Raw genomic sequence first — 22,079 nt, forward strand, 5'->3', positions numbered from 1 at the left:
ACGCTATCGCTTGGTTATCCGGGCGGCGAAACCGCCTCCGGGGAACATTTTCACATCGAACGATTTACCGGGAGCCAGCAGGAACTCCTCCCGGACATAGTCTTGGGCGATGCGCGCCGCGTTCTCGCCGTCGCGGAACAGCTCCACCGCATACGTCCCTTCGGGCAGCAGCGAGAGATCGACCCGCACCGTACGGCCGTCCCAGCCGGCAAGTCCCCCTACATACCACACGTCGCCGTGACGGCGCGCCGTCACGATATGGTCGCCGACCTCGCCGGCGAGCACTTCGGTCTCATCCCAGACGGTAGGCACGCCGGAGATGAAGCGCAGGCATTCGGGTTCCCGTCCGTAGGCCGACGGGGAGTCGCACAGCATCGCGAGCGGAGCATCGAACACGACATACTCGGCCAGCTGCCGGCAGCGGGTTCCCTGACTCATCGGCTCGGAATTCACCGGCCGGAAATTCGCTTTCGAGGCATTGCGCATGGCTCCCTGCGTATAATCCATCGGTCCGGCCATCATCCGGATGAAGGGCACCGTCACGTCATAGGTAACCTGATCGACCTCGACGGGCGACCATTTGACCTGCTCCAGCCCGTGCACGCCTTCGAAATTGATGACGTTGGGATAGGTCCGCTGGATTCCCGCAGGCTTGAATATGCCGTGCAGGTCGAGCAGCAGCCTGTACCGTGCGGCCGTACGGGCGGCATCGTAGACAAACCGGACCATCTGCTGGTCGTCCCTGTCCATGAAATCGACCTTGAATCCCTTGATGCCCATTTCGGAATAGAGCTTGCAAAGCTCCTCCATCTGCCCGGCGAACGGGAGGTAGCCGAGCCAGAGGATCAGCCCGACGCCCCGCTCTTCGCCGTACTTCACCAGCGCCGGCAGATCGAGTCCGGGAGCCGTCTCCAGCGGCGAATGGTGGTCGCGGCTCCAACCGTCGTCCAGAACGAGGTAGCGCAGACCGTTGCGGGATGCGAAATCGATGTAATATTCATAGGTAGGCTGGTTGATCCCCGCCGTGAAATCCACGCCGGAAAGTCCCCAGTCGTTCCACCACTCCCACGCGGCCTTGCCGGGTTCGATCCACGAAATATCGTCGAGCCGGCAGGGCGAAGCGAGCTTCCAGACCAGATCGTTGTCCGCGAGCCGGGCATCCTCCCGCACGATACTGAGCGCCCGCCACGGCAGCCGGTCTCCCGGCGCAAGGGAGGCTATGAACGGCTCGTACTCCTCGACCACGCCCTGCATGCGGTCGTAACCGCCCGGCACGACCTTCCGCGGAGAGGGCGCGAAAACGCCTTCGAGTTCGTCCGCGCCGCTTCGGTGCAGGAACATGCCCGGATAGGATTCGAGGTCGGCGTCCGTGATGCAGACGTTCACACCCCCGGCCGTCTGCACGAGCAGCGGCAGGAACGCCAAGCGGGCGGAGTCCATTTCGCAAAGCGGCGTACGGGTATAGGTGTTCTCGAACGACTGCATGAACTGCTCGCCGAAAGCCAGTCCGTCGTGCCTGCAAGGGGTGTCGCGCACATAGGGCACGAATGCGACGGCTCCCGGAGCGAACCGGAACCGGGCCTCTTCGCCCGCAACGAGCACCTCGCCGGGCTGACGCGCGACGAAGCGGTAAGCCACCGCGTCGTCATAGGCCCGGAACTCCAGCGAAAATCCCTCCCGGAAATCGATCACGATCCCGTTGCAGCGATCCTCCACCTTCCGCTTTTTATAAACAGGTGCGTCGTACACCTCGTCGATCCGGTAGCGCCGCACTCCGGCCACCCGGCTCCGCCGGCCCCAGCATTCGCCGGAAACGAGCCTGAGAGCCAAGGGCGAAGGCTTCAGAATCTGATTCGTATCCGATCGGACGGAATATACGATTCGATCACCGCATCCGATCGTGACGGTCAACGAACAATCGGGTGATTGAATCGTATAGGTTTTATCCCTGCACAAAGCGGCGGTCGGCAGCAGGAACAGAAGACAGAGAAAAAGGAAGAGTTTTTTCATAGGCCGGTTATTATCAGGTTATATACATGATTAACAATACATTGCATGTTAATCCGTGTGGTTTTAGGTAAAATTACATCGTCGAAAAGTATTTTCCAAGAGCCATGACACACTTCAATCGAATAATACAACAAAAAGATCACATAATACCAGCGAATCAACCCATACATATTCCGTTTCATCGTTTTTAATAATATTTAAAATTCGTATAACCCACTTTTCAGGGCCTTTTCATGCGCAAAAAAAGCGTCGGATTGATACGATCCGATCAAACTTTTTTGCTTTTCGAACCTTTCTATTGCAGGCTCGGACAAAACGATAATTTTGTTTTCGGCATATACACCCGATCAATCCAATCAAAAACCAACCTATATGCGAAGAAAACTCTACTATCTGACCGCGGGTCTGGCCGCCACCCTTCTTCTGGCCGCCGCCTGCAGTTCCGACGACACGGCCGAAAAACCGGTTCCGGAACCCGCAACCCTGACAGCCCCCACGCTGACCCTCTCGGCCGATGCCGTGCTGGTCGACCCGGAGCACTCCGACCAACCGGCCCTGCACGCCGAATGGACCGCCGCGACCGACGACGAGCAGACCGAGGTCGCCTACACGCTCTACGTCAACCTGACCGGCCGCGACATGTTCTCCGGTCCGGTCGTCATCGACAAGGGCGCGGCCCTGACACACGACTTCACTCACGGCGAGCTGAATCAGCTGCTTCTCAACACTTTCGATCTGGAAGCCGGCACCGAAGCGGCGGTGCGGTTCGCCGTATATGCGAAAAACGCGGACGAGGAGTTCGACGCCCAGCTGTCGGAGATCAAAAACTGCGCAATAACGCCGAAGACGACCTATCCGAACTTCCCGCCCTCGCTGATCATGGTGGGTGCGGCCACCCCGTGGCAGTGGGATCTGAACGCGGGCCTCGAACTGCCCGAAAGCCGCGAAGGCTCCCACCTGTATCAGGCCTCCGGCGTCGAGCTGCGCGTGCAGCCCATGAGCCTGAACAACGGCTTCAAATTCTACTTCTCGCGCAACGTCAACGACACGGACGACCCCCGTTTCGCCGCACAGGACCTTTCGGCGGAGACGTTCGGAAAGATCGCCGTATATAAAAGCGGTGAAGCGCAGTTCCAGCCGGGATCGTTCGGCTACGAGAACGGCGTTTACGACATCGAGGTAAACCTCGACACGAAGCTGCTCACCCTCACCCGCACGGGCGACCTGCCCGAAGCGCCGCTGCCCGAACAGCTCTACCTGCTCGGCGGCTGCTTCACATGGGGCTGGACGTGGGACGGCACGCAGCTCGCCAAGGCCGAAGAGGGCATCTACCGCGCCCGGAATATCGACATGACGTTCGGCGACAACGGCGACGTAGGCTTCAAGATGTTCACCGAACGCGACAACTGGGGCGTCTACTACGCCATGACCGACGACGCCACGGCCGACAACATCTCGCTGCAGCTTGTCACCGACACCGACGCGCCGCAGGTATACCCCGGCAAACTCGGCTACGGCAAGGGCGTGTACGACATCGAGGTAAACCTCAACACGATGAAGATGACGCTCACCGCGAAAAGCATCGACTACTCGACCGCCTATTCGATGACCGGAGAAGCCACTCCGGGCGGTTGGGAGAGCCGCACCTACCTGCCCAAGAAGGGCGACAACGAATGGGAAGCCACGGGTGTCGCCATGAATTTCGACGGCGATTACAAGGGATTCAAGATCTTCGCTTCGTCCGACGGCTGGTGGCCTTGGTACGGACAGACCCCCGACGCGCCGTTCGGCACGGTGATCCGCATCGACGATCAGGCCACGAGCGACGCCAAGGGCGACCCGCAGTTCTATCCGTCGCGCTTCGGGTATGCGTCGGGGACCTACACCATCAACCTGAACCTGAACACGATGACCCTCACCCTCACCAAAGAGAACTAGTCATGTACAAACAAACTCTGAAGGCAATTATGACATTATTTTTAGCGGGATCGGCGACGATCGGATCGGCCGCCAACGACACGATGCCGCTCCACTCCGGCTGGAAGTTCAGACAGGCGAACCGAAACGAATGGCATCCGGCGACGGTACCCGGCGTAGTCCACACCGACCTGCTGGACAACGGGCTGATCGAAGATCCCTACTATCGGCTCAACGAACGCGCCCTGCAGTGGATCGACAAGGAAGACTGGATTTACGAAGTCTCCTTCGACGCCGGAGCGCTGACGCGCGGCTACGAACACGTCCGGCTGGAGTTCCTCGGTCTGGACACCTATGCCGACGTCTTCCTGAACGAAACCCGGATCCTGACGGCGGACAACATGTTCCGCCGCTGGGCCGCCGAAGTCAAACCCCTGCTCAAGGAGCGCGGCAACGTGCTGCGCGTCTATTTCCACTCCCCGATCAACAAGGCCCTGCCGCAGTACGAATCCCTGCCCTATCGTTACGAGGCTTGGAACGATCAGGCGGACAACGGGGGACTCGACGGGAAAAAACTCAGCCCCTTCACCCGCAAGGCGGGCTATCATTACGGCTGGGACTGGGGTCCGCGGCTGGTTACGTCGGGCATCTGGCGTCCGGTAAAACTTCAGGGCTGGAACGAGCTGCGTCTGGAAGACGTATTCCACCGCCAGACGGAGGTCTCGTCCGAAGCCGCCCGTGTCGAGACGCAGGTGGAGATCGAAGCGGCAGCGCCCGTCGAAAACGCCGTCGTCACCGTCTCCGACGGCAAACGGGTGCTCGGTTCGCGCAGCGTGCAGCTCCACGCGGGCATGAACCGGGTCAGCGTCCCTTTCACGATCGACCATCCGGAACTATGGTGGTGCCGCGGCATGGGCGAACCGCACCTCTATACTTTCCGCACCTCCGTGGAGCTTGGCGGCCGTGTGCTGGCCGGCCACAGCGCACAGGTCGGGCTCCGCTCCGTCACCGTCGAAAAGAAGCCCGACGCCTACGGACGCAGCCTGCGGTTCCTGCTCAACGGCGAACCCGTTTTCTGCAAGGGCGCCAACTACATCCCCTGCGACTGCTTCCTGCCCCGCGTCACCCGCGAGACCTACGAACGCACGATCCGGGACGCGGTCGACGTCAACATGAACATGCTCCGCGTCTGGGGCGGCGGCATCTACGAAGACGACTTCTTCTATGAGCTTTGCGACCGCGAGGGCATCCTGATCTGGCAGGATTTCATGTACGCCTGCGCGGTCTACCCGGCCGAAGGGGCGCTGCTGGAGAACATGCGTCTGGAGGCCGTTGACAACGTCAAACGCCTGCGCAACCACGCCTGCGTGGTCTACTGGTGCGGCAACAACGAGAATCAGGATTCGTGGCTCAGCGGCTGGAAATACGACGTCGACAAAGTCGACCCGAAATACTCCGACATCATCTGGAAACAGTACGAGGAGCAGTATTACCGCATGCTGGCCCAAGTGGTGGCCGAATACGCCCCCGACATGGGTTACCAGCCCACCTCGCCCTTCTCGGACTACGGCGCGATGAGCAACGACCACGAGGGCGACCGGCACTACTGGGAGGTATGGCACGCCAAAAAACCCATCACCGAGTACAACCGCCAGCGCAGCCGTTTCTTCAGTGAATACGGGTTCCAGTCGTTCCCGTGTTTCGAAACGGTGAAGCGCTACGCGCCGCTGCCCGGCGACCAAGACATCACGTCGGAAGTCATGATGTCCCACCAGCGGGGCGGCGAGCACGCCAACAACCTGATCAAAAGCTACCTGCTGAACGAATACCACGAACCGCGCGATTTCGAGTCGTTCCTCTACGCCTCCCAGATCTTGCAGGGCGACGCCATCAAAACGGCGATCGAGGCGCACCGCCGCGACAAGGGCTACTGCTGGGGATCGCTCTACTGGCAGCACAACGACTGCTGGCCGGTAGCTTCGTGGTCGAGCCGCGACTGGTACGGCGTCTGGAAGGCGCAGCACTACTTCGCCCGCTACGCATTCGCAGACATACTGATCTCCCCGATCCTCGACGGCGGACGACTCGACATCTACGCCGTTTCCGACCTGCTCACTCCGGAGAAAGGCACCTTGTGCGTCCGGGCGGTGCGTCTGACGGGCGGCCGGACCGGGGAATTCGAACAGCAGATCGACGTCCCGGCCAACGCCAGCACGAAAGTCGCCGCCATCGACACGCGGACGCTGCTGAACGGAGCCGCTCCGGAGGAGGTCGTCATTCAGGCGACATTCACCGCTGCGGGGAAGACATACCGCAACAACTACTTCCTCGTACAGCAGAAAACGATGAATTACCCGAAAGCGACCCTGCACTGCAAGGTCGACCGGGCCGGCGGGGAGTACGACGTCACCGTCCGGTCGGACAACTTCGCGCGGGGCGTCTATCTGTCGGTCGAAGGCGAAACGGCGCACTTCTCCGACAACTTCTTCGACCTCATGCCGGGCGAAACGCGCACCGTCCGCGTGGCGTCGGAACTGAGCGCCAAGCAGCTTGCGCGGCGCCTGAAATCAATGTCGCTGGCCGACACCTATTAACCCCGAAAAACAGATACCCATGAAAAAAATACTTATCGTCATGTCAGCCGCCGCAGGTCTCGCTTTCGTCGGCTGCCGCCCGCAGAACCCCGACGCGCCGGCCGTGCGGGAGTTCATCCGCGACAACTGGCACACGACCGTCCAGCACTGCACCGCCGACACCGCCACGCTCATCGGGCTGCCTTACCCCTACACGGTTCCCACGGCCGGGGCGATGTTCCGCGAAATGTACTATTGGGACACCTTCTTCACCAACGAGGGACTCGTCCGGGACGGCCATCCCGAACTGGCCAAAGGCAATACCGACAACCTGCTCTACATGGTCCGCCGCTTCGGCAAGGTCTACAACGGCAGCAGGACCTATTACGAAGCGCGGTCGCAGACGCCCTACCTCTCCATGATGGTCGACCGCATCTACCGGCTGACCGGCGACAAGCAGTGGCTCGCCGACGCATACCAGACTCTGAAGGAGGAGTACGGATTCTGGATGCGGGAGCGCCTGACGCCCACCGGACTGAACCGCTACGGAAGCTCCGCATCGGACGCTCTGGTCGACGAATTTCTGGTCACCGGCGGCAAACGCCTCGGAACGGACCTCTTCGACAAGGGCTACACCCCCGAACGGCTCCACAAGCTGGGGCTCGACTTCGTCGCCGAAGCCGAATCGGGCTGGGACTTCAACCCGCGCTACGACCGCCGGTGTACGGATTTCTGCCCGCTGGACCTCAATGCCAACCTCTTCATGTACGAGGTGAACTTCGCCCGCTTCGCGCAGGAGCTGGGTCGTACGGACGAGATCCGGGAATGGATCGCCAAAGCGGAGCTTCGCCGGGCACGGATACTCCAATACTGCTACGACCCCGAAGCGAAACAGTTCTACGACTACGACTACGTCAACGGCCGGCGCTCCGACGTGCTTTCGGGAGCGGTCTTCGCGCTCCTCTACTCCGGCGCCGTACCCCGTGAATACGCCGGCGACATCGTACAGGCGCTCATTCCCCTACGGCATCGCCGCCTGCGAGGACAAGCCCTACGACTACCCCTACCAGTGGTCCTATCCCAACACGTGGCCCCCGGTCTGCTTCTATGCGGTGATGGGACTGGCCCGCTACGGATACGGCAAAGAGGCCGAACGCATTGCCGTCAAATGGATGAAAGCGGTCACCGAATCGTTCAAGACGACGGGCAACCTCTGGGAAAAGTACAACGCGGAAACGGGAACGACCGATGTCAGCAACGAATACGAGATGCCCGCGATGCTGGGCTGGACCGCCGGCACCTTCATCTGTCTGGACGACTATCTGGCTGGGGAGATGCAGCCCGACCCGCTGCCCTCGGAATACATGAGCTACTGACAACCAACAAAATAACAACCCTATGAAACCAAACTTACGAACCAACTTGGGCAGGTTCCTGCTGGGAGCCGTTCTTCTCTTGGCCGCCGGAACGGTCTGGGCCCAGCCCCAGAACATCCGGGGTAAAATCACCGATCCGGCCGGTCAGCCCGTCGCGGGGGCCAGCGTCATCGTCAAAGGGACGACCAACGGCACCTCCGCCAAAGCCGACGGAACGTTCGAACTCGGCGCCGCAAAGGGTGCGACCCTGCAAATCACGATGCTCGGCTACAAAACGGCGGAAAAGGAGGTCACCACGGCGACCTTCTACCCGATCACGCTCGAAGACGATTCGAAACTCGTGAACGAGGTGGTCGTGGTCGGCTACGGCGCCGTAAAGAAAAGCGACCTCACCGGTTCGGTGGCGTCCGTCAAAATGGGGGCGCTCGACAACCTCTCCTCCACTTCGGTCGACGGACTGCTTCAGGGCCGTGCCGCAGGTCTTCAGGTGCTGAACACTTCGCAGGATCCGGGTGCGGGAGCGATTATCCGCATCCGCGGCAACAGCTCGCTCGAAGGCTCCAACACGCCGCTCGTCGTAGTCAACGGCTTCCCGATGGGCGATGCGGGCAACCTCTCGCAGATCAACGTCTCGGACATCGAGTCGATCGAGATTCTCAAGGACGCCTCGGCATCGGCAATCTACGGATCGCGGGGCGCCAACGGCGTGATCCTCGTCACGACCAAGTCGGCCGCAAAGGGGCAGACCAACATTTCGGTCAAGCACCAGACGGTCATCAGCCAGCTCTCCGACCCGCTCGACATCTGGTACGACCCGATGCTCATGGCTCAGGTCACCAACGAGGAGCAGGTAAACGCCGGACTCAACCCCATCTACATCGGCCAGACCATCGGCGGCATCTATTATCCCTCGTTGCTTGAGATACAGAACGGCGAATGGGCCAATACCGACTGGCGCGACCTCTGCCTGAGAACCCCCGTCCTGAACAGCACGACGGCAGCCATCAGCAGCGCCAACGACCGCGCCTCGATCAACCTCAACGTCAACTACCACAACAATCAGGGATTGTACAAGAAAGACTCCTACGAGCGCATCAACGCCAACCTCGGCGTCACCTACAACCTCTACAAGAACCTGAAACTGACCTCCTACAACGTCTTCTCGATCACCAACCGCAACATCAGCAACGGACTCGAATACGGCCGCAACCCCCTTTGGCCCGTCTACGACAAGGAGGGCAACTACTATCTGGCCGGGGCGCAGGACTTCGGCCATCCGCTGGTCATTCTGGATAACGTGCTGAACAAAACCACCGGCCGCGACTTCGTCACCTCGCTGGCCGTAGACTGGGAGCTGGTCAAGGGGCTGACGATCCACTCGCAGCTGGACTACCGTTACCAGACCTCGGTCGGCGACGTGTACCGCGCCAGCAACACTTCGCAGGACGCCAACGACAACGGCGGCATCGCCCAGATCAACAATTCGTTCAACCAGAACCTCATGTCGGAGACCTACCTGACATTCAGCCGCACGTTCAACGAGAACCACGCCCTGACCGTCATGGCCGGCCACTCCTACAACTGGGACACGGGCCGCGGACTCTACACGACCGCCCGCGGATTCGTCAACGACGTCCTCCAGAACGAAAACATGAACGCCGGCAATCCCAACCTGCGCCAGATATACAACGACGGGTACTACCTGAGCAAGCTGCTCTCCTTCTACGGGCGCATCAACTACTCGCTCAAGGACAAATACCTGCTGACGGCCACCATGCGCGCCGACGGCTCGACGAAGTTCGGCAAAAACAACAAGTGGGGCTACTTCCCTTCGGGGGCCGTCAGCTGGAAGATGCACAACGAGCCGTGGCTCAAGCAATCGCGCTGGCTGAGCGAACTGAAGCTGCGCCTGAGCTACGGAGCCTCCGGCAATCAGGGCATCAGCAGCTACCAGACCCTCGACCGCTACGGCATGGAGAAATTCTGGCACAACGGCGAGTGGGCGACCGTGATCGGCCCCGGCTACGAGGTGGGCCGCACCGGCGCCAACAACCGGTACATGGTATGGGGCGGCATCGCCAATCCGGACCTGAAGTGGGAATCGACCTCGCAGCTCGATTTCGGCGTCGATTTCGCAGCCTTCGACCGTCGCCTGCGGCTGACCGCCGACGTCTACTACAAAAAGACCACCGACCTGCTGCGTGAAAAATACCTGCCCCTGCCGTCGAGCTACGACAAAATATGGGTCAACGACGGCGAAGTGACGAACAAGGGCTTCGAGGTGAGCCTCGAAGGCGACATCGTCCACACGAGGGACTGGAGTTTCTCGGCCACCTTCATCTACTCGATGAACCGCAACAAGGTCGTAAGCTTGGGCGACGCCATTTCGAGCGGTCTCTCGCAGGATTACCTGACGGGCTTGTACTACGAAGTGACCGGCGAACCGATCTCCATGTTCAACCAGAACGCCAGCATCTATGCGGTAGGCCATCCGATGAACGTATTCTACGGCTACCGTGTCGACGGCATCATTCAGGAGGGACAGGACCCCGGATTCATCGACCCCGACGGACTGAAAGACCGCCCCGGCGAGCTGAAATACGTAGACCTGACGGGCGACTACGCCATCACGCCGGAGGACCGGTGCATCATCGGCGACCCCAATCCCGACTTCACGGCCAGCCTGAACCTCTCGCTGCGCTGGAAGAACCTCGACCTCTCCGTATTCCTCTACGGCGTCTACGGCAACGACGTACTGTACAACAACTATACGTTCAGCCCGCGCGTCAAGGCCAAGCGGTGGACTCCGGACAATCCGACCAACGATTTCCCGCGGCTGAACAACGCCCGGCAATACTGGCTGTCGGATTACTTCCTTCAGGACGGCTCGTTCCTGCGCATCCAGAACATCACCCTCGGCTACAACCTCCACTTCAACCGCAGGTTCCTCAAGGGCATGCGCATCTACGCCAACATAGACAACGTACACACCTTCACCAAATTCGACGGATACGACCCCGAAGTGGGACTCGACGGCATTTACTGGGGCGGATACCCCAAACTCCGCAAATACACCGTCGGTATCGACCTTAACTTCTAATTCTGACAAGCCATGAAAAAGATCATATTCACGCTCGCTGCGGTCGGCATGCTTTCGGCCTGCTCGCTGGACGAGACCCCCTACGGCTTCTATTCGAGCGACAACTTCTACAAGACGGAGGAGGATGCCGAATCGGGCCTGATGTACGCCTACAATGCATTGAACTACCTCGAATACCTCCGCGGAATCTGGTATCTGGGCGACATCCCGACCGAAACGATGTATCCCAAATCGGACGAGCCGGGCGACATCCACATGCTGCAGCAATGGACCGTCAATTCGGAAACCGAGCTGACGATGTACTACTTCAAATACTGCTACATCGGCATCAACCGCGCCAACACGGTCATCGAACGCGTTTCGGGAGGCAATCTGAACGAGACGGTGAAAAACCGCGTCGTCGGCGAGGCCCTGTTTCTGAGGGCATGGAACTATTTCAACCTCGTCCGGGCCTACGGCCGGGTTCCGCTCTACACCGAGCCGCTCTCGTCGCTCGAAGAGACGACGCCCCAGATGGCCGAGTCGATCGACAAGATCTACGACCGGATTCTGGAGGACCTGCTCGCGGCCGAAAAGATGCTCACGGTAAACAAGGTCTTCGGCCGCATCGACAAGGTCGGCGCGCAGGCCCTGCTCTCGAAAGTCTACCTGACGCTCGCGTCGAGCATCGCCTGCAAGGCTCCCGGCTACGCCTCGGCGCCGCGCAACGCCGACGAAATGTACACGCAGGCCGCCTACTGGTCGCGCAAGGTGGTTTTCGACTATAAGGAGACGTACAACTTCGACAGCGACCTGCGCAGCATCTACGACGTTACGAAACCCGACGGACCGGAACACATCTTCATCATGGGCATCGACCGCAGCGGCACGCACGAAGGCATGTATTCGAAAATCCCGCTCCAGTTCCTGCCCAACAACGGCTCCGCGCCGATTTACATCCGCTACAGCGACGGCAGCCTCCAGAAGGGCAACGGCAACGGCTGGGGCGTCTTCCTGATCGAGGACAACTTCGTGGAGAAGACCTTCCTCGCCACCGACAAGCGGCGCACAGAGCTGATCCACAAGGACATCTACGACCAGACCGGCAAACTCGTCACCCCCTCTCCCGTTCGCGGCTACTTCTCGGCCAAATACGTCGATCCCGACTTCATCGGCGAACGCACCAGCGCCCGTCCCTTCCTGATCCGCTATTCGGACATCGCGCTCGTCTTCGCCGAAGCGGCCGGTCCCGACGAAGGACTGGCGCTGGTCAACGAAATCCGCCGGCGCGCCGGAATCCCGGAGCTGCCGGAGGGCATGAGTCTCGCCGAATTCCGCAAAGCCGTCATTCAGGAGCGCGCCCTCGAACTGGCGTTCGAAGGCAACCGCCTCTACGACCTGCGCCGCACGGCGTCGGTCACCGCTACGGTTCCCGAAGCCACGAAACTCTCCGAAGAGCAGGCGGCCTTCTACCCGATCCCGCAGCGCGAACTCGATTTGAATCCGAACGTTAAATAGACACTACGAAGATGAAAAAATACCTCATACCGACCGCCCTTCTGCTTGTCACGGCCCTGTCATCGTGTACGAAGACCATCGACGAGGACCTTTCCGGCAACGAACGTTCGCTGCTCGAACTGCGTGTCGAAGGACAGATGGGAACCGCCATCATCGACCGCGACGGCAGCCGGGCCACCGCAACGGTCTATATCCTCGAAACTCCCGGCTTCGCCTACGACCGGGTTCCCGTCAAGGGAATCGTCGTCTCGGAGGGCGCCAGCGCCAGCGTCGGGAACGGCGACGTGCTCAATTTCAGCAACCCCGAACGCCGGGCGCGCATCACCGTGACCTCCCGGTCGGGACACAGGCTCGACTGGTGGATCTACCTCGAAACCTACGATCCGTTCTTCCTCGGCACATGGCGCATCGTCGATGTCAAGCTGGCGTGCAACCAGCGGGTCAGCGGCGTCGGCGACGGAGCTTGGACGACGCAGCTCAGCAGCGGCGAATTCGGCACCTACGGACTTCCCGAATACGACGACCGGGTGACGATCACGCTCGGCGAGATCTCCGACAACGAACTCACCGGAACGCTCGTCCATTCGGCCGGCGACGACGGGGCGTACGGCAATTTCTGGGGTGTCTACGCGCCTTACAGCGTCGAAGCCCCGCTGGACATGAACCCGCGTCTGCGTCACCTGCTTCCGCCGGGCGAATCGCAGTGGACCCTCGACCTGACCACCAACCAGATGAAGATCACGCAGAACAACGTCTCCTCGACCATGATCTTCGGCACGGAAGGCAACAACCGGCTTTTCCGCTTCCTGCTGCCCAGCGCCGCCGGAGAACCGGGACGCGACTCGTTCTACGACAACATGTGGCGCAGTTCGACGGAACTCTTCTACGTCATGTATAAGGTCGGCGACTGACCGCCGCACAAACCGATAAACGGGGGCTGCTTTCAAAAGCAGCCCCCGTTTATTTCCGATCCGGACGTTCGGCCCGGAACCGGCATTCGCCCGGCGATTTACTTGATACGCTCGTAATATTCGCGCGTGCGGGTGTCTACGCGGATCTTGTCGCCCGTGTTGATGAACAGCGGCACGCGGACCGTTGCGCCGGTATTGACCGTGGCGGGTTTGAGCGAGTTGGTCGATGCGGTATCGCCCTTGATGCCCGGCTCGGTGTAGGTCACCTCCATGTCCACGATCGGGGGAAGCTCGGCCGAAAGCACGGTCTCCTTCTCGGTGTGGAACATCACCTCGACGATCTGGCCGTCGGCCATCAGGTCGTAGTTGGTGATCAGGTCCTTGTCGATATTGATCTCCTCGAAGGTCTCCGTGTGCATGAAGTGGGCGCCCAGATCATCCTCGTAGGTGAACTGATAGGGACGGCGTTCGACGCGTACGGGTTCGATCTTCGATCCTGCGGAGAAGGTGTTGTCGAGTACGCGGCCCGATTCGAGGTTCTTGAGTTTGGTGCGCACGAAAGCAGGGCCTTTCCCCGGCTTCACGTGCTGGAAATCCACGATCTGGAAGGTCTTGCCATCCAGTTCGATGCACATACCGATCTTGATGTCAGCTGTAGTTGCCATAAGGTATTCTGTTTAGATGTTTTTCGAGGTCGCAAAGTTACGAAAAAAATCCGTAAATTCCTATTCGCCCCATTCATAGTGCTCCGCATCGACGCCGAGCAGCGCCACGGCGCGGTCGGCGACCGTGCCGCAGAGGGCCTCGACGTCCTGCGCCCCGGCGTAAAACGAAGGGCATGCGGGCAGAATCACGGCCCCGGCTTCGGTCAGCGCCGTCATGTTGCGCAGGTGGATCAGCGACAGGGGCGTCTCGCGCACCACGAACACCAGCCGCCGACGCTCCTTGAGCATCACGTCGGCGGCCCGCTCGATCAGGCTCTGCGCCGCACCGGCCGCCACACGCCCCACGGTGCCGACCGTCGAGGGCACGACGACCATCGCGTCGTAGCGGGCCGAGCCGCTCGCCGGCGGCGCGAACAGATCGTCGTTGCCGAAGAGCCGGATACGCCCATCCTCCGGCAGCACGACATCCTCGTGCGCCAGCACTTCGCGGGCACGGGCGCTGCATACGAGCGCGATCTGCGACACTTCGGACAAGCGCAGCAGCCGTTCGAGTGTCAGCCGGGCGTAAATACCGCCGCTGGCGGCGGTTATGGCGACGACGATCTTCATGTCAGAATTCGATGGCTTTGCATTTCAGCCCCATCTGTCTGATTTTCTCCAGCGTGCGGGGCAGGGCGTAGCGCATGTTGCGGAAGGCTTTCTCGCTGTCATGAAACACCACGATAGCCCCCGGCGCCAGATACTTCGTCACGTTCCTCAGGCAGGTCCGGGGCGAGAGGTTGCGGTTGTAGTCGCGCGAAATGATATCCCACATCACCAGCTTGTAACGCTGCCCCAGAAACCGCGCCTGCGCCGGCGTGATCCGCGCATAGGGCGGCCGGAACAGTTCGCTATGAATCAGGTCGTTGGCAAAATCCACATCCTCCGTATAGCGTTCGAGACTCATGCCCCACCCCTTCTGGTGCGAATAGGTGTGGTTGCCCACCTTGTGTCCCGCATCGACGATGCGCCTGAACAGGTCGGGATACATCTCGACGTTTTTTCCCAGCACGAAAAACGTCGCTTTGGCATCGTACTTGTCCAGTGTGGCGAGAATCCACTCGGTAATGCCGGGAGTCGGTCCGTCGTCGAACGTGAGGAACACGCCCTCCGGGTCGTCGATCTCCCAGATCAGGTCCGGCATCAGCCGGCGGATTATTTTCGGTGGTTTTAAACGCATGGTTTCCTATTCCGGACCAAGCCCGCGCAGACCGCGACAGCGGCGAACCGTTTCGTCCGTGCCGGTCCGGGCGGGGAATTTATCATCCTGCAAAAATAGTGAAAATCCGCGCTTTTCCGAAAAATTAGCTATATTTGTGTGTAGAATCAACTTACGACCGGCTATGAAAACGTTTTTCCGCATTGCCGCAGCCGCGGCCCTTTTCGCAGCGATGACGGCCTGCGACGCATTCCATTCGCTGACAAAATCGCGGCTCAAAACCGCTCAAGGCTCCCCCTACGAGCTGATCGTCGTCTGCCCCCAGCAGGAGTGGACGGGCGAGCTGGGCGACACGCTGCGCTCGATACTCACGGCTCCGGTTCCCTACCTCAACCAGACCGAGCCGCTGTTCGACGTGCTCCGCGTCACCGAACGGGGATTCACGGGCATGGTCGCCGACCACCGCAACATCCTCAAGATCGTCGAAGACCCTTCGCTCGCCGCGACCAACATCGCCGTCCAGTACGACGTGACGGCCGAACCGCAGATCGTGCTGACCCTGCAGGGTCCCGACGACAAGGCGCTCACCGACTACCTCTCCGAGCACCGCGAAAGTCTGGTGCAGGTGCTCGAAAAGGCCGAGCGCGACCGGGCGGTCAAATTCGCCGAAGCCTTCTCCGAACAGCGCGTCGCCAAGGCGATAAAGAGCACGTTCGGGGTCGACATGACCGTACCGAAAGGCTATGTGCTGGCCGCCGACGAGAAGGATTTCCTCTGGGCGCGCTACGAATACCCCACGGCCAGTCAGGGCTTCTTCATCTATTCCTACCCCTACCGGGGCAAGGAGTCGCTCTCGCCGGGCGCCCTGCTCGCGGCGCGCAACGAATTCGCCGCCCGCATTCCGGGTCCGTCCGACGGTTCGTACATGACCACCTCCGAAGCGTTCGAACCCGACTACCGCATGTTCCGCATGGAGGGACGCCTGTGGTGCGAGCTGCGCGGTTTCTGGGATGTCCACGGCGACTTCATGGGCGGCCCGTTCGTCAGCTACACGACCGTCGATACGGCCACCGGCCGCGTCCTGACCATCGACTGCTACGTCTACTCGCCCAAAAACCACAAGCGCAACTACGTGCGCGGCGTGGAGCACCTGCTCTACCTGCTGAAATTTCCGGAGCAGCCCCGGCAGTAACCCCGCCCGGCGGTCCTCCGCACCGATGAAGAAACCCGTATGCAACAAATTCTGACATACATTTTTCTGATTATCTATTCGGTCACCATCCTCGGCATCATTCTGGTCGTCATCACCGACAACCGCAATCCGCTGAAGACGCTGCCGTGGATCATCGTGCTGGTGCTGGCCCCCGTCTTGGGGCTGATCTTCTATTTTTTCTTCGGCCAGAACCTCTCCAAACAGCGCATCATCTCGCGCCGGACGCGCAAGCGCATCACCATGCAGCTCGAAGAAGCCGAGCACACCGACGGTCCCGGCCTGCCCGAAGAGTACCGCCCGCTGGCCGCCCTGCTGACCAACACGAGCCACTCGATCCCGCTCTACGGCAGCCGGATCACCACCTACACCGACGGGCGGTCGAAGATGGAGGCCCTGCTGACCGAAATCGCCTGCGCAAAGCACCACATCCACATCCAGTACTACATCCTCAACGACGACGAAACGGGCCGCCGCCTGCGCGACGCGCTGATCGCAAAGGCCCGCGAAGGGGTCGAGGTGCGCATCCTCTACGACGACGTGGGCAGCAGCGGGGCCAAAAAATCCTTTTTCCGCAGCATGCGCAGCGAAGGCATCGAGGTCTACGCCTTCCTGCACGTCAAATTCCCGCTCTTCACCAGCAAGGTCAACTACCGCAACCACCGCAAGATCGCCGTCATCGACGGCTGCGTGGGCTTCCTCGGCGGCATGAACATCGCCGACCGCTACGTCCGCGGCACCCGGTGGGGCACATGGCGCGACACCCATTTCCGGATCGAGGGCAGCGGCGCCGCGGGCCTTCAGGCGTCGTTCCTGAGCGACTGGTCGGCGACCACCAAGCAGCAGATCGCCGCGGCGGAATACTATCCCCCCGCGGCGCGTTTCACCGACAACATCATGCAGATCGTCTCCAGCGGCCCCTTCGGCAAATGGCGGACGCTGCTGCAGGCCGACAGCTACGCCATCGCCCGCGCCCGGCGGCGGGTGTGGATCCAAACCCCCTACTACCTTCCGTCCGACGTCCTCAACTCGGCGCTGCAGGAGGCCGCGCTGGCGGGCATCGACGTGCGGCTGATGCTCCCCGCACGCTCCGATTCGAAGGTCGTGGATCTGGCGACGCACTCCTACCTCGACGACATGATGAAGGCCGGCGTAAAGATACTCTTCTACATGCCGGGATTCCTGCACTCCAAACTGCTCATCATCGACGACATGCTCTCGGTCATCGGCTCCGCGAACATGGACTTCCGCAGTTTCGAACACAACTTCGAAGTCAACGCCTTCGTCTACGACGGGGAATTCACGGCGCGCATGGCCTCCGTCTTCGAAGAGGACCAGTCGCGCAGCCATCCGCTCACCCCGGCCGAATGGTTCCGCCGCCCCCGGAGCCGCCGCGTCGCCGAATCGCTCATGCGGGTCTTCTCGCCGCTGCTGTAAACGCGCTGCAGCCAACAGCGCATACCAATACGCCGCACGCGAATACAGACGCATGCGGCCGGACGATTTTTCCCGACATCAGGATTTCAGGAGGTCAGATTTCGACGATTCCGTTGCGGATGGCGTAAACGACCAGACTGGCGGTGTTCTTGCAGCCGGTCTTTTCGAGAATGTTAGCCCGGTGCTTGTCCACCGTGCGCTTCGAAATAAACAGCTCGTCGGCGATCTCCTGATTCGACAGTCCGCGGCACACGGCCACCAGAATCTCGCGTTCGCGGACCGAGAGCTGCTCGTCGGGCACGTCGTCGCGCGTGCGCATCCGCCCCGTGAGCGATGAAAGCAGCTGGGGGCTGAAATAGCTTCCGCCCGACATCACCGCGTCGATGGCCTCGATCACGTCGCCGATGTCGGAATCCTTCAGCAGAAATCCCCGCGCCCCGGCCTGCACCATGCGCGAATAATAGCTCTCCTCGCCGAACATCGAGAGGGTGATGATCCGCAGATCGGGCCGCCGGGCCAGCGCCCGTTCGGTGGTCTGCGCCCCATCGAGTCCCGGCATGGCGAAATCCATGAAGACCACGTCGGTCTCCAGTCCGGGCAGCATCGCGAGAAACTCCTCGCCGCTGGCGGCTTCGCCCACGACGCGGCACCCGGCGCAGCGTTCGAGCAGCCCCCGCAGTCCGTTGCGGAAGAGCGAATGATCGTCTACGAGTACTATTTTGCGTTCCATGATTCTACCGGTTACGGCGTTTGCGCTTCGGGAGCGCCGGTTCCTGCTGCGTATTGACCCGGATCGCGGCGCGCATGCCTTTGCCCTTGGCGCTCGAAATGTCGAAGGTCCCGCCCAGCGAATTGATGCGCGACGAGATGTTCGAAAGCCCCATGCCGCAGTCCATCATCGCCTGCGGATTGAACCCGCGCCCGTCGTCCGTATAGTCGAGAGCCAGCTCCGAGCCGTTCTGCGACAGCGACAGGTTGATCGACGTGCAGGCGGCGTGCTTGAGCGAGTTGTTTATCAGCTCGCAGATCACGCGGTAGAGGATCACCTCTATATCTGTATCGTAACGCTCCGTGCGGAGGTTCGTCGTGAAGCGTATCTTCGCGTCGTGCATCGCCGCGCTCTTGTCGATGAAGTTCTGCACGCCGCGCGCCAGTCCGAAATCGTTGAGCACATGCGGCGAGAGGTTGTTCGATATCTCGCGCAGCGAACGGATCGCCTCGTCGATCACATAGGTCGTATTGTCGATGATCTCGCGCTGGTCCGCAGAGCGCTCCTCGCGCGAAAGCACCGAGAGCGACATCCGGGCCGACGACAGCAGCGGGCCGAGTCCGTCGTGCAGCTCCTTCGAGAAGCGCGACCGGGCCTTCTCCTCGGTGCGGAGCACGGCCGTGAGGATGCGTTTGTTGAGCAGCTGCCGCTGCCGGTTCAGACGGTCGATGTATTTGAACAGCTTGTGGGCGTACATGACGCCGATCGACAGACATACCGAGACCACGATCCCCAGATAGCCGAACCACCAGCGCGGCACGTAGTGCCCGCCGGCCATCAGCAGCTGCACGAACCGCTCGACGGAGAGCAGCGAAAAGCCCACGATGAAGAGAATCCACACCGAGTTGTACTTGGTGGCGCGTACCAGCCGCAGGGCGTAAGCCGTGGCGAGGGTCTGGACGATGATCGAAATGACGAGCAGGATTTTGATCAGCATAGGCCTGACTATTTACTTTACTGCAAATATACGATTATTTCAGCACTTCGGCAAGCGCTCCGAGCTGACGGTAATCCGTCAGGTCCACCTGCACGGGCACCACCGAGACGTAACCGTGCGACAAGGCCCATTCGTCGGTGTCCTGCGCCTCCGGCTCTTCGTTGACGAAGGCTCCCGTAAGCCAGAAATACTCCCGGCCGCGGGGATCCTCGTGGCGGTAGAACTCCTCGCGCCAGAAGCCGCGATTCTGGCGGCAAAGACGGATGCCGCGCAGCTCGTCGGGCCTGCCGACCGGAACGTTCACGTTCAGACAGAGCGGCAGCTCGATCCTGTTTTCGAGCACGCTGCCCACGATCCGCCTGCCGTACGCCACCGCCGCCTCGAAATCGGCGTCCTCGCCGTGGTCGTCGAGCGACAGCCCGACGGCGGGACAGCCGTAGAAGCTGCCTTCGATCGCCGCGCCCATCGTCCCCGAATAAAGCACGTTCACGGCGGAGTTGGAGCCGTGGTTGATGCCCGAAATTACCAGATCGACGCGCTCTTCGCGCAGCAGGTAATCGAACGCCATCTTCACGCAGTCCACCGGCGTGCCGGAAAAGGCGTACACCTCCAGCCCCTCTTCCTTCCGCACGCAGCGCAGGTACAGCGGGTTGTACATCGTGATGGCTTGGCTCATGCCGCTCTGCGTCGTTTCGGGCGCCACCACGACCACGCGGCCGAAGCCGCGCGCGACCTCCACGGCCGCCGCAAGTCCTTTCGAATCGTAGCCGTCGTCGTTGGTGACAAGTATCAGTCTCTCTTCCTTCATATCTCAAGTTTATCGCAAAGACAGCATAAACCGTTCTCAAATGCGTATCCGCACAAAATTTTGCCGGATTCGACCTGCCGGCCCGGCGTCTGTCTCCCCGCAAAGATAGTGAAAGGCGGGCGACAAAACGAAAATTTGTTTCCGATTTTGTCCGTGGCGCACTTTGTTTCGTCCGAACCGCACCTTGTTGTCCGCGTCGTCCCGTTGTATCCATGCCGTCCTGTTGCGTCCGTAGCGCCCCTCCCGTTATGCATGCCGCCCCTTGTTTACCAAAACCGCCTCCCCTCTTGTCGAAGCCGCCCCTGTTGTAGCCATGCCGCCCCTGTTGTAGCCATGCCGTCCCCCGCTTTACCAAAGCCGTCTCCCGTTCCGCCCGAACCGTCCCCCGTTTTCCGTAAAGACAATGATAAATCGCGTCCCGAAACGATATTTTTACGCCCCGTTTGCGCCGAATGAAAAAAACTTCGTATATTTGCACTCCCTTTCGGGGCGTATATCAACCTCTTTCATTGGGTGCCGCGCAGTTGCGCAGGAGGGCGGGGACGGCTCAGGCGGTCCGAAGCCGCGGACGCAGGATTATGGATCAGGGTATCCGTATGGTAAGCCGGGCACAGCGGGAATGTTGGGTGCGAAACACAATAATTGTTGCAACAATGAACAAAGACGCAATCATCAAGCTCGTAAACGAGCAGATGTGGGCAAAGACGGATGCCGATGTTCCGTCGTTCAAGGCCGGTGACACGATCACCGTATCCTACAAAATCGTCGAGGGTAGCAAGGAGCGCGTGCAGAGTTTCCGCGGCGTAGTTATCCAGATCAAGGGTTCGGGCAAGACCAAGATGTTCACGATCCGTAAGATTTCGGGCGGCGTGGGCGTGGAGCGTATCTTCCCCCTCTACTCGCCCCACATCGACAAGATCGAGGTCAACAAGGTCGGCGTAGTACGCCGCGCACGTATCTACTACCTGCGCGATCTGACCGGCAAGAAGGCCCGCATCAAGGAGAAGCGCATGACCAGCGCGGACAAGAAATAATCCGGACGGTCAGCAAGAAAAACAGGGAAGCTCCGGCTTCCCTGTTTTTTTTATTGCCCGCGACGCCCCGTTCCGTTTTCATTCCGCCCCTTCGCTTCGTCCTTTCTCTTCAACCGGCTGTTCTTTCCATTCCGTCCCGCAGTCCGTCCCTCTCAGGCCCGCAGTCCGACGCCCACGAGCGCATCACTTATTTCTTATTTATAGCCGCCGTCTTTCAGTTCGGGCTGCCTTTTCTCTTATCCGCCGTCTCTTCCATCCGAAGCCGCCGCCCGTCCCCTTCAGCCCGCCCCGTCCTCCGCTTCTTATTCCGCCCCGCCATTCAGTTTCCTGCCCGACCTCCCCGCCACCTGCATCTCCCCGCCACCTGCATCTCCCCGCCACCTGCATCTCGCCGCCGCCTGCATCTCGCCGCCGCCTGCATCTCGCCGTCTGCGGCGGCTCTCCGCATCCGCATTCCTGCTCCTGTGCGGCCCCTTCTCCGCTCCCTGCTCCGGCCCATCCCGGCGCGCCATTCCGCCGGCCGGATTAAGCATTCCCTCCCTCTGCAAGCCCCCGCCCCCTGCAAACAACCGCCGCCCCTCCCCGGCTACAGCAAAAAAATCCCGGCGCCGCAAACTCGGCACCGGGATTTTTCGTT

General features: G+C 60.8%; 15 protein-coding genes and 1 pseudogene. 9 read left to right on the plus strand and 7 right to left on the minus strand.

Going from position 1 to position 22,079, the window contains the following annotated elements:
* Nucleotides 1-3: 3 nt before the first annotated feature.
* On the minus strand, nt 4-2,010 hold the full coding sequence (locus tag HMPREF9720_RS07505; RefSeq protein ID WP_009597588.1) for a glycoside hydrolase family 97 protein: 2,007 nt from the start codon (nt 2,008-2,010) through the stop codon (nt 4-6).
* Between the two features lie 372 nt (nt 2,011-2,382).
* Between HMPREF9720_RS07505 and HMPREF9720_RS07510 the strand changes: the two genes are divergently transcribed.
* The 6 genes and pseudogenes from HMPREF9720_RS07510 to HMPREF9720_RS07535 all read left to right on the plus strand — a co-directional run bounded on the left by HMPREF9720_RS07510 (nt 2,383) and on the right by HMPREF9720_RS07535 (nt 13,384).
* On the plus strand, nt 2,383-3,948 hold the full coding sequence (locus HMPREF9720_RS07510; protein WP_039940177.1) for a SusE domain-containing protein: 1,566 nt from the start codon (nt 2,383-2,385) through the stop codon (nt 3,946-3,948).
* A 29-nt stretch (nt 3,949-3,977) separates the two neighbouring features.
* The gene (locus HMPREF9720_RS07515) at nt 3,978-6,521 is read left to right on the plus strand and encodes a beta-mannosidase (RefSeq protein ID WP_039940200.1); all 2,544 of its coding nucleotides are present in this window, start codon (nt 3,978-3,980) and stop codon (nt 6,519-6,521) included.
* A 40-nt stretch (nt 6,522-6,561) separates the two neighbouring features.
* Nucleotides 6,562-7,876: pseudogene (locus tag HMPREF9720_RS07520) on the plus strand (trehalase family glycosidase).
* 22 nt (nt 7,877-7,898) lie between these two features.
* Nucleotides 7,899-10,976 (plus strand): SusC/RagA family TonB-linked outer membrane protein, encoded by a 3,078-nt coding sequence (locus HMPREF9720_RS07525; protein ID WP_009597614.1) that lies wholly within the window; start codon nt 7,899-7,901, stop codon nt 10,974-10,976.
* A gap of 12 nt (nt 10,977-10,988) precedes the next feature.
* The gene (locus HMPREF9720_RS07530; RefSeq protein ID WP_009597615.1) at nt 10,989-12,473 is read left to right on the plus strand and encodes a RagB/SusD family nutrient uptake outer membrane protein; all 1,485 of its coding nucleotides are present in this window, start codon (nt 10,989-10,991) and stop codon (nt 12,471-12,473) included.
* An 11-nt stretch (nt 12,474-12,484) separates the two neighbouring features.
* Nucleotides 12,485-13,384: a hypothetical protein gene (locus HMPREF9720_RS07535; RefSeq protein ID WP_009597680.1), complete on the plus strand. Its 900-nt coding sequence runs from the start codon at nt 12,485-12,487 to the stop codon at nt 13,382-13,384.
* Between the two features lie 98 nt (nt 13,385-13,482).
* Here HMPREF9720_RS07535 and efp read toward each other — a convergent pair whose 3' ends face one another.
* The 3 genes from efp to HMPREF9720_RS07550 are packed head-to-tail and all read right to left on the minus strand — an operon-like array spanning nt 13,483 to nt 15,232.
* A complete protein-coding gene (efp, locus tag HMPREF9720_RS07540) occupies nt 13,483-14,049 on the minus strand; it encodes an elongation factor P (RefSeq protein ID WP_009597599.1) in 567 nt (188 codons plus the stop codon).
* Nucleotides 14,050-14,109: 60 nt separating this feature from the next.
* Nucleotides 14,110-14,658, minus strand: a complete 549-nt coding sequence (locus HMPREF9720_RS07545; protein ID WP_009597601.1) for a UbiX family flavin prenyltransferase — start codon at nt 14,656-14,658, stop codon at nt 14,110-14,112.
* Between the two features lies 1 nt (nt 14,659).
* Nucleotides 14,660-15,232: a polysaccharide deacetylase family protein gene (locus HMPREF9720_RS07550; RefSeq protein WP_022043790.1), complete on the minus strand. Its 573-nt coding sequence runs from the start codon at nt 15,230-15,232 to the stop codon at nt 14,660-14,662.
* Nucleotides 15,233-15,431: 199 nt separating this feature from the next.
* Here HMPREF9720_RS07550 and HMPREF9720_RS07555 point away from each other — a divergent pair, with 199 nt between their 5' ends.
* Both HMPREF9720_RS07555 and cls read left to right on the plus strand, forming a co-directional pair.
* A complete protein-coding gene (locus HMPREF9720_RS07555) occupies nt 15,432-16,439 on the plus strand; it encodes a DUF4837 family protein (protein WP_009597647.1) in 1,008 nt (335 codons plus the stop codon).
* A 39-nt stretch (nt 16,440-16,478) separates the two neighbouring features.
* Nucleotides 16,479-17,894 carry a cardiolipin synthase gene (cls, locus tag HMPREF9720_RS07560; RefSeq protein ID WP_009597584.1) on the plus strand — a complete coding sequence of 472 codons (1,416 nt, stop codon included), beginning with the start codon at nt 16,479-16,481 and terminating at the stop codon, nt 17,892-17,894.
* A gap of 94 nt (nt 17,895-17,988) precedes the next feature.
* Here cls and HMPREF9720_RS07565 read toward each other — a convergent pair whose 3' ends face one another.
* From HMPREF9720_RS07565 to surE, 3 genes are read right to left on the minus strand one after another with little or no spacing between them, the layout of a single operon-like run.
* The gene (locus HMPREF9720_RS07565; protein WP_009597668.1) at nt 17,989-18,624 is read right to left on the minus strand and encodes a response regulator; all 636 of its coding nucleotides are present in this window, start codon (nt 18,622-18,624) and stop codon (nt 17,989-17,991) included.
* Nucleotides 18,625-18,628: 4 nt separating this feature from the next.
* Nucleotides 18,629-19,600 (minus strand): sensor histidine kinase, encoded by a 972-nt coding sequence (locus tag HMPREF9720_RS07570; protein ID WP_009597670.1) that lies wholly within the window; start codon nt 19,598-19,600, stop codon nt 18,629-18,631.
* Between the two features lie 34 nt (nt 19,601-19,634).
* Nucleotides 19,635-20,408 (minus strand): 5'/3'-nucleotidase SurE, encoded by a 774-nt coding sequence (gene surE, locus HMPREF9720_RS07575; protein ID WP_009597616.1) that lies wholly within the window; start codon nt 20,406-20,408, stop codon nt 19,635-19,637.
* Nucleotides 20,409-21,061: 653 nt separating this feature from the next.
* On the opposite strand from surE, the gene rplS reads away from it, so the two are divergent.
* Complete coding sequence (gene rplS / locus HMPREF9720_RS07580; RefSeq protein ID WP_009597593.1) at nt 21,062-21,442, plus strand: 50S ribosomal protein L19; 381 nt, start codon at nt 21,062-21,064, stop codon at nt 21,440-21,442.
* Nucleotides 21,443-22,079 lie beyond the last annotated feature (637 nt).

Source organism: Alistipes sp. HGB5, assembly GCF_000183485.2.
Lineage (GTDB): Bacteria > Bacteroidota > Bacteroidia > Bacteroidales > Rikenellaceae > Alistipes > Alistipes finegoldii.

What these genes read in the sequence shown, in the direction of transcription:
- HMPREF9720_RS07505 (WP_009597588.1), bottom strand. Translation starts at nt 2,010, where the DNA reads ATGAAAAAACTCTTCCTTTTTCTCTGTCTTCTGTTCCTGCTGCCGACC.
- HMPREF9720_RS07510 (WP_039940177.1), top strand. Translation starts at nt 2,383, where the DNA reads ATGCGAAGAAAACTCTACTATCTGACCGCGGGTCTGGCCGCCACCCTT.
- HMPREF9720_RS07515 (WP_039940200.1), top strand. Translation starts at nt 3,978, where the DNA reads ATGACATTATTTTTAGCGGGATCGGCGACGATCGGATCGGCCGCCAAC.
- HMPREF9720_RS07525 (WP_009597614.1), top strand. Translation starts at nt 7,899, where the DNA reads ATGAAACCAAACTTACGAACCAACTTGGGCAGGTTCCTGCTGGGAGCC.
- HMPREF9720_RS07530 (WP_009597615.1), top strand. Translation starts at nt 10,989, where the DNA reads ATGAAAAAGATCATATTCACGCTCGCTGCGGTCGGCATGCTTTCGGCC.
- HMPREF9720_RS07535 (WP_009597680.1), top strand. Translation starts at nt 12,485, where the DNA reads ATGAAAAAATACCTCATACCGACCGCCCTTCTGCTTGTCACGGCCCTG.
- efp (WP_009597599.1), bottom strand. Translation starts at nt 14,049, where the DNA reads ATGGCAACTACAGCTGACATCAAGATCGGTATGTGCATCGAACTGGAT.
- HMPREF9720_RS07545 (WP_009597601.1), bottom strand. Translation starts at nt 14,658, where the DNA reads ATGAAGATCGTCGTCGCCATAACCGCCGCCAGCGGCGGTATTTACGCC.
- HMPREF9720_RS07550 (WP_022043790.1), bottom strand. Translation starts at nt 15,232, where the DNA reads ATGCCGGACCTGATCTGGGAGATCGACGACCCGGAGGGCGTGTTCCTC.
- HMPREF9720_RS07555 (WP_009597647.1), top strand. Translation starts at nt 15,432, where the DNA reads ATGAAAACGTTTTTCCGCATTGCCGCAGCCGCGGCCCTTTTCGCAGCG.
- cls (WP_009597584.1), top strand. Translation starts at nt 16,479, where the DNA reads ATGCAACAAATTCTGACATACATTTTTCTGATTATCTATTCGGTCACC.
- HMPREF9720_RS07565 (WP_009597668.1), bottom strand. Translation starts at nt 18,624, where the DNA reads ATGGAACGCAAAATAGTACTCGTAGACGATCATTCGCTCTTCCGCAAC.
- HMPREF9720_RS07570 (WP_009597670.1), bottom strand. Translation starts at nt 19,600, where the DNA reads ATGCTGATCAAAATCCTGCTCGTCATTTCGATCATCGTCCAGACCCTC.
- surE (WP_009597616.1), bottom strand. Translation starts at nt 20,408, where the DNA reads ATGAAGGAAGAGAGACTGATACTTGTCACCAACGACGACGGCTACGAT.
- rplS (WP_009597593.1), top strand. Translation starts at nt 21,062, where the DNA reads ATGAACAAAGACGCAATCATCAAGCTCGTAAACGAGCAGATGTGGGCA.